The sequence below is a fragment of the Zoogloea ramigera genome, from assembly GCF_006539865.1.
Taxonomy (GTDB): domain Bacteria; phylum Pseudomonadota; class Gammaproteobacteria; order Burkholderiales; family Rhodocyclaceae; genus Zoogloea; species Zoogloea ramigera.
The window spans coordinates 1-15,424 of sequence record NZ_BJNV01000027.1; the positions used below are offsets into that span (position 1 = coordinate 1).

12 protein-coding genes are annotated in these 15,424 nt (G+C 60.6%); 9 read left to right on the forward strand and 3 right to left on the reverse strand.

The window, feature by feature from the left end; all coding sequences use genetic code 11:
- The 9 genes from ZRA01_RS09315 to ZRA01_RS09355 form a co-directional block, all read left to right on the forward strand.
- On the forward strand, positions 1–327 hold a 327-nt coding region (locus ZRA01_RS09315), incomplete at its 5' end, for a transposase (protein ID WP_174851607.1).
- A 135-nt stretch (positions 328–462) separates the two neighbouring features.
- Positions 463–3,309 (forward strand): SNF2-related protein, encoded by a 2,847-nt coding sequence (locus ZRA01_RS09320; protein WP_141351538.1) that lies wholly within the window; start codon positions 463–465, stop codon positions 3,307–3,309.
- 41 nt (positions 3,310–3,350) lie between these two features.
- Positions 3,351–5,468: a site-specific DNA-methyltransferase gene (locus tag ZRA01_RS09325; protein WP_141351540.1), complete on the forward strand. Its 2,118-nt coding sequence runs from the start codon at positions 3,351–3,353 to the stop codon at positions 5,466–5,468.
- A gap of 10 nt (positions 5,469–5,478) precedes the next feature.
- Positions 5,479–8,472, forward strand: coding sequence for a restriction endonuclease (locus ZRA01_RS09330; protein ID WP_141351542.1), 2,994 nt, complete (start codon positions 5,479–5,481; stop codon positions 8,470–8,472).
- 312 nt (positions 8,473–8,784) lie between these two features.
- On the forward strand, positions 8,785–9,081 hold the full coding sequence (locus tag ZRA01_RS09335; protein ID WP_141351544.1) for a type II toxin-antitoxin system RelE/ParE family toxin: 297 nt from the start codon (positions 8,785–8,787) through the stop codon (positions 9,079–9,081).
- A gap of 15 nt (positions 9,082–9,096) precedes the next feature.
- Complete coding sequence (locus ZRA01_RS09340; protein WP_141351546.1) at positions 9,097–10,215, forward strand: HigA family addiction module antitoxin; 1,119 nt, start codon at positions 9,097–9,099, stop codon at positions 10,213–10,215.
- 15 nt (positions 10,216–10,230) lie between these two features.
- Positions 10,231–10,716, forward strand: coding sequence for a hypothetical protein (locus ZRA01_RS09345; protein ID WP_141351548.1), 486 nt, complete (start codon positions 10,231–10,233; stop codon positions 10,714–10,716).
- 45 nt (positions 10,717–10,761) lie between these two features.
- Complete coding sequence (locus ZRA01_RS09350) at positions 10,762–12,021, forward strand: hypothetical protein (RefSeq protein ID WP_141351549.1); 1,260 nt, start codon at positions 10,762–10,764, stop codon at positions 12,019–12,021.
- Between the two features lie 1,023 nt (positions 12,022–13,044).
- The gene (locus ZRA01_RS09355; RefSeq protein ID WP_141351551.1) at positions 13,045–13,707 is read left to right on the forward strand and encodes a hypothetical protein; all 663 of its coding nucleotides are present in this window, start codon (positions 13,045–13,047) and stop codon (positions 13,705–13,707) included.
- 17 nt (positions 13,708–13,724) lie between these two features.
- Here the strand turns inward: ZRA01_RS09355 and ZRA01_RS09360 are convergent, their stop codons facing one another.
- The 3 genes from ZRA01_RS09360 to ZRA01_RS09370 form a co-directional block, all read right to left on the reverse strand.
- Complete coding sequence (locus ZRA01_RS09360; protein ID WP_141351553.1) at positions 13,725–14,273, reverse strand: recombinase family protein; 549 nt, start codon at positions 14,271–14,273, stop codon at positions 13,725–13,727.
- Positions 14,274–14,381: 108 nt separating this feature from the next.
- Positions 14,382–14,957, reverse strand: coding sequence for a recombinase family protein (locus ZRA01_RS09365; protein ID WP_001173919.1), 576 nt, complete (start codon positions 14,955–14,957; stop codon positions 14,382–14,384).
- Between the two features lie 126 nt (positions 14,958–15,083).
- On the reverse strand, positions 15,084–15,410 hold the full coding sequence (locus tag ZRA01_RS09370) for a type II toxin-antitoxin system YafQ family toxin (protein ID WP_431311737.1): 327 nt from the start codon (positions 15,408–15,410) through the stop codon (positions 15,084–15,086).
- Positions 15,411–15,424: the final 14 nt, after the last annotated feature.

A 15,424-nucleotide genomic window follows, 5' to 3' on the forward strand; every position in this document is an offset into this window, starting at 1 on the left:
TTCCTGGCGCATCTTCTGCAGGATGCAACGGCCAAGATCTTCCTGATCGTCGACAACCTGCGGGTTCATCACGCCAAAATTGTCCGCGCGTGGGCAGAGCCCCTCAAGGACAAGATCGAACTGTTCTACCTGCCGCCCTACGCCCCGGAGTCCAACCCCGACGAGTACCTGAACCACGACTTCAAGACGTCCCTGCGCCTGGAGCCGGCCAGCGACAACGGCAGCGACCTGATGCAGAAGGCGATGCGGATCATGAAACGCCTCGCCCAGATCCCCGGACGGGTTCAGTCTTACTTCCGGCACCCTCTGGCCGCCTATGCTGCATAGACAGGCTATTTAAGGGCCGGGTTAATAGATTGAGGGAATCTCTGTGCTTTGATATCGAAAAAAATTCTCATGACATACGGTAAACGTATTTTTAAAGTGCGTTTACCGTATTAAAAATAATAAACTGACCGCCGGATGATCACCGACTACCACGCCAAGTACTTCGCCCACGAACTGAGCCGCCGGCATTCGGCGGCGGATTCCGAGAAACTCGCGGGAGCCCTTCTCGACGCCCAGGTCGACCTCAACCCCCACCAGCTTGAGGCGGCCCTTTTCGCGTTTAAGTCACCCCTTTCCAAGGGCGCGATCCTCGCGGACGAAGTTGGTCTCGGCAAGACGATCGAAGCCGGACTGGTGCTGGCCCAGAAATGGGCGGAGGGAAAGCGTCGGATCCTCATCGTCACGCCCGCCAACCTGCGGAAGCAGTGGTCCCAAGAGATGGCGGAAAAGTTCTTCCTCCCCACGCTCATCCTCGAGGCGAAGAACTACAACCAGCTTCGGAAGTCCGGCGTCCGGCGTCCGTTCGAGCGGGACCAGATGGTCGTCTGCTCCTACCAGTTCGCAGCCAAGCACGCCGACGAGCTCATGGTCACGCGCTGGGACCTGGTGGTCATGGACGAGGCCCACCGCCTCCGCAACGTCTACCGTCCGGACAACAAGATCGGGAACGCCCTCAAGCGGGCGCTCGGAAACGCGCCCAAGGTCCTCCTGACAGCGACACCGCTGCAGAACTCCCTGCTCGAGCTCTACGGCCTCGTGAGCCTGATCGACGATTACGCCTTCGGGGACGCGAAGAGTTTCCGCACCCAGTTCGCCAGACTGAACGGCGATTCGACGTTCGACGAGCTGAAGGTCCGTCTGAAGCCCATCTGCCACCGGACTTTGCGGCGTCAGGTGCTCGAATACATCCGGTACACGAACCGGATCCCGATCACCGAGGAGTTCGTCCCCTCCGACGACGAGCACGCGCTCTACGACATGGTGTCGGACTACCTTCGTCGGGAATCCCTCCACGCCCTGCCGAACTCCCAGCGCCAACTCATGACGCTGATCCTCCGGAAGCTCCTCGCGTCGTCGACCTTCGCGATCGCCGGCGCCCTGGAGTCGCTGGCGAACAAGCTCCGCAAGCAGATCCGTGACAATGCCGCGGCCACCGGGGACGAGGACGCGATCGCCGACGACTTCGAGGAGTTCGACGAGTACGCCGACGAATGGGGCGACGACCCGGAGCCGGAAGCCCTGTCCCGCGAGGAAATTTCCTCAATCGAGGAGGAGATCGCGGCGCTCGAGGAGTTCCGCGACCTGGCGGTCTCGATTTCGGAGAACGCCAAGGGAATGGCGCTGCTGAAGGCGCTGAGCGCCGGGTTCGCCAAAGCCAGGGACCTCGGGGCCGCCGAGAAGACCATCGTCTTTACGGAGTCCCGCCGGACCCAGGACTACCTGGTGCGCCTCCTGAGCGACAACGGCTACGCCGGCAAGCTCGTCCTGTTCAACGGCTCCAATTCGGACGACCAGTCGAAAGCGATCTACGCCGAATGGGTCGAGGCCAACAAGGGGACGGACAGGGTCACCGGATCCAGGAGCGCGGACATACGCGCGGCGCTGGTGGACCACTTCCGGAACGAGGCGACGGTCATGATCGCCACCGAGGCCGCGGCCGAAGGCATCAACCTCCAGTTCTGCTCGATGGTGGTGAACTACGACCTCCCCTGGAACCCCCAGCGGATCGAGCAGCGGATCGGCCGCTGCCACCGCTACGGGCAGCGCCACGACGTCGTCGTGGTCAATTTCCTGAACAAGAAGAACGAGGCCGACCAGCGCGTCTTCGAGCTCCTCGCCGAGAAATTCAAGCTCTTCTCGGGCGTTTTCGGGGCGAGCGACGAGGTGCTCGGCGCGATTGAGTCCGGGGTGGAGTTCGAGAAGCGCATCGTCGCGATCTACCAGAACTGCCGCACCACGGGCGAAATCGAGTCCGAGTTCTCCCGGCTCCGGGAGGAGATGGAATCGCAGATCAGCGAAACGATGGAAGACACGCGGAAGAAGCTCCTCGAGAACTTCGACGCCGAGGTCCACGACCGGCTGAGGGTCAACCTCGACGAGAGCCGCGAGTACCTGAACAAGTACGAGTCCATGCTCTGGGCGCTCACGAGGCACGAGCTCGCGGGGAAAGCCGAGTTCGACGACGCGGCCTTGCGTTTCCGCCTTCGGGAGCCCCCTTACCCCGGCACGGGAATCGACGAGGGCGCGTACGCGCTCTCGAAATACCCAGGAGCCGCCCACCGGTACCGGATCGGCCACCCCCTCGCGCAGGCGGTGATTGCGGCAGCTTCCGGACGGAGCCTTCCCGAAGCAGAAGCGGAATTCCATTACTCGGAATGGGCCCAGACCGCCGTGGGCGTCGAACGCCTGGTGGGACGGTCGGGATTCCTCCTCGCGAAGAAACTTTCCGTGTCCGGCGCCGACGCCCAGGACCATGTGATCCTCGCGGCGGTGGCCGACGACGGGGAGGAAGTGCCGGAAGCCGTCGTCCGGCGCCTGTTCGAACTCCCCTGCTCAATCGTCGGTACCGACCTCCCGACCGGCGCAGGGCCGGCGGCCGACGTCGCGGAACGCAGGACAAACGAGATCCTCGCTGACCTCTCGGCCCGGCAGGCTGCCTGGTTCGACGAGGAGATGGAGAAGCTCAACGGCTGGGCGGAAGACAAGCGCCACGGCCTCAAGGCTGAGCTCAAAGACTACGACGACCAGATCGCGGAACTGAAGAGACAGGCCCGAACGGCGCCAACCTTACCGGAGAAGCTCGCTGTCCAGAAGAAGCTCCGTGACGTGGACAAGAAACGGGACGAAGCCTGGCGGGCGTACGACGCGGCCGCCAGGGACGTCGAACGGCACAAGGACGGGCTCCTCGACCAGGTCGAAGAGCAGCTCCGGCAGGAAACAGCCTCGGAAGACCTCTTCGCCCTCAGATGGACGGTGCGGTGATAGCCCTTCCGATTTCAGAATATTTGAATAAACTCTGCGTCATGACTACCGAAACCTCCCACAGCCTGGACGGCACGTCGCTCGACGTCGCCGCGGACAACCGCGCGCGCTTGCGCGCCCTCTTCCCTTCCTGTTTCACGGAAACCCGAGATGAAAACGGAAACCTCGTTGAAAGCGTCGATTTCGAGCGGCTGAAGGCTGAACTCGGGACGTTCACGGACCTCTTCGAAGCCAGGCGGGAACGTTACGGGATGGATTGGCCTGGGAAGAAGGAGTGCCTTAAGGCAATCCAGTCCCCAACGTACGCGACGCTCAAGCCTGCGAAGGACCAATCAGTCGACTGGAATTCGACCGAAAACGTGTTCATCGAGGGCGACAACCTCGAGGCGCTCAAACTCCTGCAGAAGTCGTATTACGGCAAGGTGAAGATGATCTACATCGACCCCCCGTACAACACAGGAAACGACTTCATTTACCCCGACAACTATTCTGAATCGCTTGACACCTACCTCGCCTATGCCGGGCTTTTGAGCGATGACGGTAAGCAGTTCGTCACAAATTCGGCTAGAGAGGGCCGATTCCATACCAAGTGGCTGAACATGATGTGGCCGCGCCTCTACTTGGCGCGAAACCTTCTGAGTGACGACGGCGTCATCATGATCAGCATCGACGACTTCGAAGTCGACAACCTCCGCCACCTATGCAATGAAGTGTTCGGAGAAGAGAACTTCATAGCCAAGCTCGTCTGGGAGAAGGGACGCAAGAACGACGCGAAGCTCTTCTCTGTCGGCCATGAGTACGTTCTTGTCTACGCCAAACGGTTGGCCCGTCTGAAGGAGGACAAAACTGTTTGGCGTGAGGAAAAACCCGGAGCGAAGGAAATCTGGGAAACGTACCTCGAACTAAAAACGAAGCATGGGAACGACCTAACAGCGATTGAAGAAGATCTGCAAGGTTGGTTCAGAGAACTACCGGACTCCCATCCCTCGAAAAAGTTGTCCCGGTACCGACGGGTCGATCAGCATGGCCCTTGGCGTGACGACAATATTTCGTGGCCCGGCGGCGGCGGCCCTCGCTACGACGTCATCCATCCAGTTACCAAACAACCGTGCGCAGTGCCTGGGCGAGGATGGATATACGCTAGCCCGGAAAGAATGGCGCAGATGATAAAACTCGGCGTTGTCGCATTCCGCGAAGACCATACGGAGCCGCCATTCCGAAAGTCCCACATCAAGCCGATTTCGAAAGAGCTCGACACGGATTGCGAAGCAGACGGTGAGGAAGACGACGCGTCGGACCAAGCCGATGAAGAAGGGATGGCTACTCAGGTCCGCGGCAGCTACTTCTACAAGCAATCGCAAGTTACGGTTAAGTACCTCCGGAATCTGATGGGAGCAAAGCTTTTCGACTATCAGAAGGATCACGTTGAGATAAAGCGTTTGATTCGTTACGTGACTGCCGGTGACGACAACGCGGTCATTGTTGATTTCTTCGCAGGGTCTGGAAGCACCGCTGAGGCCGTAATGGAGCTCAACCGCGAGGACGGAACAAGGAAGCGGTTTGTCCTTATCCAGCTTCCAGAGCCGTGTGACCAGAAGGACAAGTCTGGCAAGGCCGCACTCAATAAAGGGCTGAATACCATCGCCGACATCGCCAAGGAACGGATCCGTCGCGCCGCGGCGAAGCTGACCGAAGCGGACAGCAACGAGAACGGCCAGGATCGCGGTTTCCGCGTCTTCAGGCTCGACAAATCCAACTTCCGCCAGTGGCAGAAGCTCGGAGCAGACGCTACGGCGGACCAGATCGCGGAGCAGCTCGAGCTCCACGTAGAACACGTCGACCCTTCGGCCTCCCAGGAGGACCTCCTCTTCGAGATCCTCCTCAAGGCGGGGTTCCGTCCGACGGAGAAGGCCGAGCTCGTCGAAATCGCCGGACTGCCGGTCTATTCGATCGCCGGCGGGGCTTTGCTGATCTGCCTCGCCGACCGGGTTACCAAGGAACTCGTCGACGCCGTGGCCGAAGCCGAGCCGATGCACTTCTTCTGTCTCGATTCCGCTTTCGCCGGCGACGACCAGCTCAAGGCGAACGCCGTCCAGACCTTCGCGGCGCGCAACCAGGGCCGGGAGAAAGCCTCGCAGATCGTCTTCCGCACAGTCTGATAGCCCGCCCATGAAACTGAAATTCGACTCATCGCTGGAATACCAGCGCGACGCCGTCGGGGCGGTGACCGACCTTTTCGAAGGCCTTCCGCAGAACCGGGAAGGGCTTTCCGTGCCACTCGGGACGGAAGCCATGCTCGGAACCGAGCACTCCGAGCTCGGCATCGGCAACGTCCTGGCCCTCGCTCCCGAACAGCTCCTCGCCAACCTCCACGCGGTCCAATCCCGCAACGCCGTCCCCAAATCCCGGGCGCTCGTCGAAGAAGGGGGGCCTTACGAGTTCCCGAACTTCTCGGTCGAGATGGAAACCGGCACGGGCAAGACCTACGTGTACCTGCGGACCGTCTTCGAACTGAACCGCCTGTACGGCCTCCGGAAGTTCGTCGTCGTCGTCCCCTCCGTGGCGATCCGCGAAGGCGTCACGACGTCGATCAAGCTCATGCGGGACCACTTCCGCGGCCTGTACGACAACGCCGCCTTCGACAGCTTCGTCTACAACTCCAAGGACCTCAGCCGCGTCCGGCAATTCGCCGTGAACAACGAGATCCAGATCATGGTGATCAACATCCAGGCCTTCGCGAAGGACGCGGAAAAGGCCGGGAACGTCATCCACCAGGAGCAGGACCGGATGTCCGGCCGCAAGCCCATCGACTTCGTCCGGGCGACGAACCCCGTGGTGATCATCGACGAGCCCCAGAGCGTCGATACCACCCCGAAGTCGCAGCGGGCCATCGCCAACCTCAACCCCCTCTTCTGCCTGAGGTATTCCGCGACGCACGTCCACCCGTACAACCTGATCTACCAGCTAGACCCAATACGGGCGTACGACCTCAAGCTCGTCAAGCAGATCGAAGTGGTGGACGCGAGTCCCACGCAGGACTTCAACCGGACCATGGTCCGCCTGGACTGGATCGGATATCCGGGAAGGGCGAAGACGCCGCAAGCCAAGGTGACGATCTTCGAGGACACGCCGAACGGCCCCCGCGAGAAGCAGGTCGCGCTCAAGCACGGCGCGGACCTCTCCCACTTCACAAACCGGCCGGACTACGACGGTTACCAGGTGACGAACGTCAGCGCGGAACCCGGTAACGAGTACGTCGAATTCGGGAACGGCCAAATCGTCGAGCTTTCGGCGGAAACCGGCGGGATGGCCGACGAGCGGATGAAGAACCAGATCCGGCAGACCGTCGAGGAGCACTTCGCCAAAGAGAAGCGGTTCAAGGAACGCGGCATCAAGGTCCTTTCCCTGTTCTTCCTCGACCAGGTGGCCAGCTACCGGCTCTACGACGACGACGGGAACCGCGGCAACGGCAAGGTCGCCGACTGGTTCGAGGAGATCTACGCGGAAGTGTCGGCGAAGTCGATCTACCGCGGCGTCCTCCCCTACTCCGCCGACCAGGTCCACGACGGGTACTTCTCCGCGGACCGCAAGAAGGGCAAGGTCGTGGGGCTCCTCGACACGAGCGGGAGCACGGCGAAGGACGACGAGACGTACGAGCTCATCATGAAGGACAAGGAACGCCTCCTCGACCCCGAGGAACCGCTCCGTTTCATCTTCAGCCACTCCGCGCTCAAGGAAGGCTGGGACAACCCGAACGTCTTCCAGATTTGCACGCTGCGGGAAATGGGCACCGAGAACGAGCGCCGGCAGACCCTCGGCCGCGGCCTGCGCCTTCCCGTCAACAAGGACGGCGACCGGATCTTCGACGAGCAGGTCAACCGCCTGACGGTGATCGCGAACGAAACCTTCCAGGACTACGCGAAGGGCCTCCAGTCGGACATCGAGAAGGCCATCGACCCCGACGGCAACTTCCGTTTCGGCAGGGTTCCGAAGCTGGCGTTCACGCCCTTGCTCAACCCGGAAGGGACGGCCCAGATCACCCAAGAGCAGTCGGAAGCGCTCTGGAAGCACCTCATTTCCAAAGGGTTCATCGACAAGAACGGCGACTTCCAGGAGGCGTTCAAACCGTCCGCGGAAGGCTTTTCCCTGGACCTCCCGGACGAGTTCGCCGAGGCGGAATTCGGAAAGTCCGTCCTCAGCCGCCTGAACCGGTTCGTTCCGCGCGACTTCGCCAAGGACGCCCGCAAGCGCGAGGCCGTGAAGTACAACAAGCGCGTCGAGCTGAACCCCGAGTTCCAGGAACTCTGGAAGCGCATCAGCCTGAAGACCCGCTACTCGGTCGAGTTCAAGACCGACGAACTGGTCACCCGGGCGGCTGCCAAAGTGAAGGAGATGCCCGAAATCAAGGCCGTCCGCATCGAGACCACCAAGCGCGCGGTCGAGCTCACGGAATCCGGCGTCGGCGGCGGACGGGTCACTTCCAACCGGATGTACGTGGTGGAGAATTCCCTCCCCCTCCCCGACATCCTCGCGTTCCTGCAGCGCGAGACGGAACTCACGCGCGGCACGCTGGTGCGGATCCTCAAGGATTCGGGCCGCCTGAAGGACTTCGGCACCAACCCGCAAGCCTTCATGACGGAGTGCGCCAAGCACGTCAACCGCGCGCTCCACGAGCTCATCGTGTCCGGAATCAAGTACGAGCCCATCGCCGGCCAGGCGTACGAAATGCGGCTGTTCGAGGAATCGGAGATCGAGGAGTACCTCGACCGGCTTTACGCCGTGCAGGAATCGAACGGGACGCTCGAGGACGGTACCGAGGTCGTGCGTACGCCGTACGACTGGATCGCTTACGAATCGGACGGCGAACGAAAGGTGGCCGAACGGCTGGACGGCGACCCGCGGGTGAAATTCTTCTGCAAGCTCCCGCGCGGGTTCAAGATCCCGACTCCAGTCGGAAACTACAACCCGGACTGGGCCATCGTCCTCGAAGACGACGGGAAGCTCTACCTGGTGCGTGAGACGAAGAGCACGCTCGACCGCGACGAACGCCGCGGCTCGGAAAACCGCAAGGTCGACTGCGGCAAGGCCCACTTCAGGGCGCTCGGCGTCGACTTCAAGGATGCCACGACCATCCACGAAGTTCTCGAACCCAACAGTCCCTAGCCCCCAACCATGCCCACGAACCAGAAACTCTCGGCGGCGATCCCCGCCGCCGGAGTATTCCTCGTCTGATCCGCGACCTACGCTCATGTGCAAACCGTCCGGACCCGTCGCGGTCGCCGACCCGGTGCTCGGCATCTTCAACTACCTGGTCGGGTGATCGCGTAACGCGGCCTGCAACCTTCCGGCGCCCCTGAAGGTTGGGGCGTTCCAGACCTCCCCGCGAACCCTGATACAATAAGTTCAGTTGCCCATCTTTACACCATGTGTAATGATGGAATTGACTTTTACCATTTAAGGGATAAACTCCACACTATGGAAGTTGAGTTCGACGACGACGACCTTGACAGGCTCGAAACCGATGCCCAATTCACCGCTGGGCACCCTCAGGAAATCGTGAGCGCCTACCGGAGGCGGATGCAGCAGATCCGCGGGTTCCGAGACGAGCGCGACTTCTACGCGCTGAAATCCTTGCACTTCGAGAAGCTCAAAGGAGACAGGGAAGGACTGCATTCGATCCGACTTAACAAACAGTGGAGGCTCGTCCTGGAGATCAGGGGCGAACACCCCTGCAAGGTCGTCGGCATCGTTGAAATCGTCGATTATCACTAATAGGTGGGGGAAATCATGAACGCACGAGTACCCGCGGAAGTATTCCCGCCAGGAGAGTTCCTGCGCGAGGAGTTGGAGGCGCGGGACTGGAGCCAGCAGGAACTCGCGGAGATCATGGGGCGCCCCGCGCGCCTCATCAGTGAGCTCATTTCCGGAAAGCGCGCCGTCACCCCGGAAACAGCTAAAGGGCTGGCCGAAGCTTTTGGGACGTCTCCCGATTACTGGATGTCCTTGGAAAGCCAGTACCAGCTTTCCAAGGTGAAGACGGAAGACGGCATCGTCGCCAGGAAAGCTGCTCTGTACGGCCGGTTCCCCGTCAGGGAAATGATCCGGCGCGGCTGGGTCCAAGCCAGCGAGAGCGTCGAAGTGCTGGAGGCTCGTTTCTGCGAATTTTTCCGGATTCCGGACGTCAGCGTCCGGCCCGAGCTTGTCCACAACGCGAAGAAGACGCACGAGCATCTCGAGGCCACGCCCCTGCAGATGGCTTGGCTGTTCCGCGTCCGGACTTTGGCTGAGAAGCAGGTCGTCCCCGCGTATTCCGTGGAGAAGCTGACCGCCGCCATCGAAAAGCTGAAAGCCCTCCTCCTCGCACCGGAAGAAGCGCGCCACGCACCGCGGATCCTGGCTGAGGCCGGCGTGCGACTGGTTTTCGTGGAAGCCATGCCCGGATCGAAGATCGACGGGGCCACGTTCTGGCTCGACGACGGGAAGCCCGTCATCGGCATGACACTCAGGTTCGATCGCATCGATAACTTCTGGTTCGTGCTCCGACACGAGATCGAGCACGTCCTCCGTGAGGACGGGAAGGCCGACGCAGACGTGCTCATAGACTCGGACCTCGGCAGCGAAACGGATGGGATCGCCGAGTGCGAGGCACGGGCGAACGAAGCAGGGGCCGACTTCTGCGTACCGAGAGGGCAGCTCGACGATTTCGTCGCCCGCGTCCAGCCTTACTTCTCCGAAAAGAAGGTCCTGCTCTTCGCGCAGCGTATCAACGTGCATCCCGGCCTAGTCGTAGGCCAGCTCCAGCGCCGCCTCAAGCGACACGATTTTCTAAGAAAACACCAGGTGAAGGTTCGGGACTGCGCGCTGCAAGCCGCAGACTCGGACGGATGGGGTTCTTTTTCGGAATAAAACGAAGGAGGAAAAATGTCCGCTTACGCAAACGAAGTTAAGGCCTATCTCGAGCGATACCAGAAGGAAGTCGACGGGAGCGGCCTGCTCGATCCGCACGCGGTCGCGGAATGGGCGTACAGGAAGGGGCTCCACAAACCGAGCATCAGCACCGTCATCGACGCGATCGCGGCGGACATCTCCAAAGTGTTCCGGGAAGAGTACCGCACGGACCCCAGTGGTCAACGTTACCGGGCCAAGCACGCCGTCCGCTCCAAACAAGGTGGGAAGACAGCCTCCCTTTGGGCTGACATCGACGATGAGAGGGCGCCGCGGGAGCATTTCGCACGGTCGTTCTCTCAGAGGCGCCAGCAAATTGTGGGCGACTGCTTCCAATTGAAGACGGATGTCGACGTCTACAACGACAAGAACCCTGCGCAGCCCCCTATCCAAATCCCCCTAGATTTCACTCTCGACGTCGAAGAACTTCAGCTTCCGTACAAGAGGAAAAAGGCAGCCTGAAGACGGCCGCGATCCCTTCCTGACGACATCACCAGAACCGGTTCCATGTTCAGATACGCCGACAAGTCCTCTGGACTTCTCTTCTCCTCCCAAGGCCTCAGCGACCTGACGGCCAAACTCGCGAAGGCGCTCCGAGACGAGATCGATTCCATTGACTCGAACAGGCTCCTCAACACGGCGCCGGCTGATCTCGCCAGCTACTTGGCAGAGAAGTACCGCCTCGACCCACCGGCCCTCCGCAGGGACGAATGGAGCGCAGAAGAGTCCGAAACGAAATTCGACGTCAGCCGCGATCAGAACCGCTGGATCAGCGATCGGAGCCGGCCCTTCTACGTCCCCAGCCAGAAGATCGACGTCGAAGTACCATTCGACGGGGATCCAGACCTCTTCTACGTCCGTCCGAACCAGTTCTCGCTCTCCCCTCCCCGAGCCGCGGTCCGGGGAGGATCGCTATTCCTTTCGTTCGAAATTCCCCAAGGGGAAGATCGGGACGTCCGGTCGGAAGCCGACCGCTCCCTCGCGGAAATCGAGCAATACCTCTCCCGGATCCATGGTGAAGCGGACCAATACAACCGGAGCCTCTCCTACGAGGCGGAGACGGCGGTCTCGAACCGCCGCGCCCGGCTGCTCGCCAACCAGGGTCGCGCCGCAGCGCTCGGCATCCCGCTCAAGAAAAGGTCGGGAACCCCTTCCACCTACGCCTTGCCGGACGTGCGGAGGAGGATCGTCCCAACCCTACCCCCTGCTACCTCCGTCCCATACGAGCCGGAGCCAGTCATTGACGCCGAACACTACGAGCATGTGCTCTCGGTCGTTCAGAACATGGTCCAGGTCATGGAACGGAGCCCGTCTTCGTTCGCCTACATGGGCGAAGAGGCGCTCCGCGATCACTTCCTCGTCCAGCTCAACGGGCAGTTCGAGGGGCGAGCCACCGGTGAGACCTTCAACGCCAGCGGAAAAACGGATGTCCTCCTGCGAGAGAACGGACGGAACGTGTTCATCGCCGAGTGCAAGTTCTGGAAGGGGCCGAAGCACTACGAGGCGACCATCGACCAGCTCCTCGGCTACTCGTCCTGGCGAGACGCGAAGACCGCGATCCTGGTGTTCAACCGGGGGACGTCGGCCTCGACCGTCCTCAACGGAGTGAGGGAACGGACGGAGGCCCATCCAAACTGGAAGCGGACTGTCGACTGGAAGCATGAGAGCGGCTGCCGGTACATCTTCCACCACCCGGGCGACCGGAACCGGGAACTCACTGTCACAGTGCTCGTTTTCGACGTGCCGTCGCCTTCTTGCACTGGCTAATTAACACCGACGGCGGGCTTCTCGACACGGCCCGGCCCAAACTGGTACTGACCGAAAAACGGGCCGGGCAGCTGCTCTCGAGCAGTTGCGATTGGCCCGGCCAGGGGGGAGGAACTTAATGTTCTGAAAATCCCGGTTTTCAGAACAAATTTTGTTGGCCGCCCGGCTAAGGGCTAAGGTAAATGGCGACCACAGCAACTGACCTAAAGTGCCGCGATAGGACACCACCGCCGATACATGAATTGTAAACCATCGTCGGCTTTCAGCCCAGCTACGCGAAGCCAAGCGCGGTCGGGTTGGGCTGGCACCGAGCCGGCTGCATCGGGCCGGCTGCATCGGGCCGGCCACACCGAGCCGGCTACACTGGGCTGGCCACATCGAGCCGGCTGCATCGAGCAGATTCGTTACTGACGCGGTTTTCTTCAGGGCTGCCTACATAGCTACTCTTCAAGAGACCGGCGTTCGGAACAACATCGGCCCGTCACTGAGTTCATCCCGAAGAAGATGACCAACTGGGAGCAGGAAAAGAGCTAGGGTCAGGCAGCCGGCGCTAGAAATATAAAAAGTTAATATAAAAATACAGTAATACAATATTATTGTATGTATTGATAGTTAAACGTTGTTGTCCAAGAATATGAGGGTGCATTCTCCGCCTGCGAGCAATGGCATGGGAGCCGTTCGCTTGCTACAACTACAGCTCCAGAACCGTCGTGACGGTACAAAAGGAACAGGGCGGCCACCTCGGCAGCCCACCTTTCTGAGTCAAAAACAATGACAACCTGGACTTACGCTTACGCCAGCGGACGGCTTGAAGCCCGCAACCAGGCCGGCGTGTTACTGCTGGCTCTCCAAGCCGAACCGCTGTGGGCGCCCTTGGCGGACCTGTTTAACGTGAACCAACAGCTTAGCCGGCTGCTGCTAAGACACTACGGGTACGTCGACGCTCGAACCTAAACGACCAACTCGGGTAAAGCGGACTACCCCTTTATCATTCCGGGGGTCCGCTCCCTACTCGCACCCTTCATGAGTTCCTATCACGTCACTTCCTTTGCTGTCCTGATCATGCTGGCCTTGGCCGGCTGCGATAACCGTCCAGTGGTCGCCACTGAAAAAACCCCCTTCACAGTGGCGGGGGTCACACTTGGAACCGACAAAGAAGAAGTGCAAGCTTTGGGCCGGCTGGGATCCTGTCAGCAGAGAACCGAGCGTCTCGCCTCGTGCAGTTACACGCCAGAAAAGGAGCGCGTGCGGTTCCTGGGGCAGAACGTGACACGAATCACCTACCAGTTCATGGACGACAGCCCGAAGGTAGTCAACATCCATGTCTCCACTGTTGGCACTCAGATTTCTGAATTGTCAGTTCGATGGGATTGGAAGCTCGAGGGCCGTTGCGTGGATGACCACGTGGCCGATGCAGTCAGGAATTTTTCCAGTGACGGCAGGTTCGCCATCGAGCAAATCAACGATATGAAACTACGCGTACACGCGGGATTTTCCTGCCTGAGCGAAGACGGGCGTTACGTTTCTGGCTCCTCGTACGCCGGAGTATCGAACCGACAATACACATCCACCATAGAAATGTTCACGGTCAATACCTCGGCGGCTGACGCCATGAACGCGGCGCTTGCCGTCCGCAAGCGGATTGAGGCGAAGAACAAGGCCCTGAACGCGGGGTCAGGATCATAGTTAGCCTGGCACCCTGCTCAGCCAGCCTTGGTCAAGCTCCTGTAGAGCGTTGCGCGCGACACACCTAAGTTGTCCGCAACCTCCTGGGCTGGGCGCCCGGCATCCATGAGCTGCTTGGCCGCGGCAATTTTTGAGTCAGACATCTTCGGTTTGCGACCGCCCTGTCGACCTCGAGCTCGAGCAGCTGCCAGTCCGGCATTGGTTCGCTCACGGATGAGCTCGCGTTCCATTTCGGCCAGCGCCGCCATGACGTGGAAGAAGAACCTCCCTGGCGCGGTCGATGTGTCGATGCCATCAGTCAGCGAGCGAAACTGGACCCCTCTTTTCTGGAGTGCCTCGACTAGGTCGATGAGTCCTTTCACCGTGCGGCCAAGGCGATCTAACTTCCACACCACCAGGATGTCACCTTCCCGAGCGTATGCGAGCGCCTCATCAAGCCCTGGACGGTGCTTCACGGAGCTGACCTTGTCCGTAAACACTTTCGCAGCGCCAGCCTGGTGCAGTGCGTCTAGCTGAAGCTCGAGGTTTTGGTCCTCTGTGGAGACCCGCGCATAGCCGATCAACATCTACAGCTCCTGAATGTCTTAAAACTCATCAAATTATAGTCGCGTGAGACTTTGATAACGAGATAAGATTTTGAGACTGTCGTTTTCAGAAGGCGACTGCACGAAATATCAGGAGTCGGCTGCACTGCCAGAACTGGCCGCCTGCAAGGCAGCGTAGAGAGCGGTTTTTCCTACCTTGAGGCGTGCGGCGGCCTCGCGGACATTCAAGCCGTTGGCGACAAGCTCCCGCGCTCGTTGCAACTTGTCGGCAGTGACAACCGGCTTGCGTCCGCCTTTGCGCCCGCGTGCGGCGGCAGCGGTCAACCCGGCCTTGGTGCGCTCGCGGATCAGGTCGCGCTCGAACTGGCCCAGCGCACCGAACACATGGAAGATGAGCCGTCCGCCCGGCGTGGTGGTGTCGATGTTTTCAGTCAACGAGCGGAAGCCGACGCCCCGTGCTTCCAGCTTGCCGACCGTCTCAATCAGGTGCGGCAGGGAGCGGCCAAGCCGATCCAGCCGCCAGACGACCAGCACATCGCCATCGCGCAGATAAGCCAGCGCATCGGCCAAGCCGGGCCGGTCTGCCTTGGCCCCGGATGCCGTGTCCTCGAAAACCCGTTCGCAGCCTGCATTGCGCAGCGCATCCGTCTGCAAGGCGGTGTCCTGTTCCGCCGTCGATACCCGCGCATAGCCGATGAGTGCCATTTCCGCCAATTTGTCCGTTATACCGTCCGCCTATCTTATTGTCCGTCATCCCGTTGCGCAAGATGTTTTCGGACAGGCGTCCGGTTTGGCCGCCTAATGATCGTTTGGCGGACAAGGCGACTGGCATCAGCCGAACAGCTCGCTATGGGAGCCAAGCCGCGCCAGTCGCAGGGTGTCGGCGTCGGACTTGCGGTAGATCAGCAGCAGGTCGGGCTTGATGTGGCATTCGCGGTAGCCCGCCCAATCGCCGGAAAGATCGTGGTCGCGGTATCGCACATCCAGGGGCTGATCGGTCGCCAGCGCGACCAGAACCGGCTTGAGGTCATCATTCGTGCAGCGGACTCCTGATACTGTTCGTTCAATAGACGACTGCACAACAGCCTTCAAACCGCGTTGTCTGGTGCAGTCGTCTTCTGAAAATGACAGCGCCGGTTGCCTTGGCGGGCTTGTCACAAACCTACGTTTTC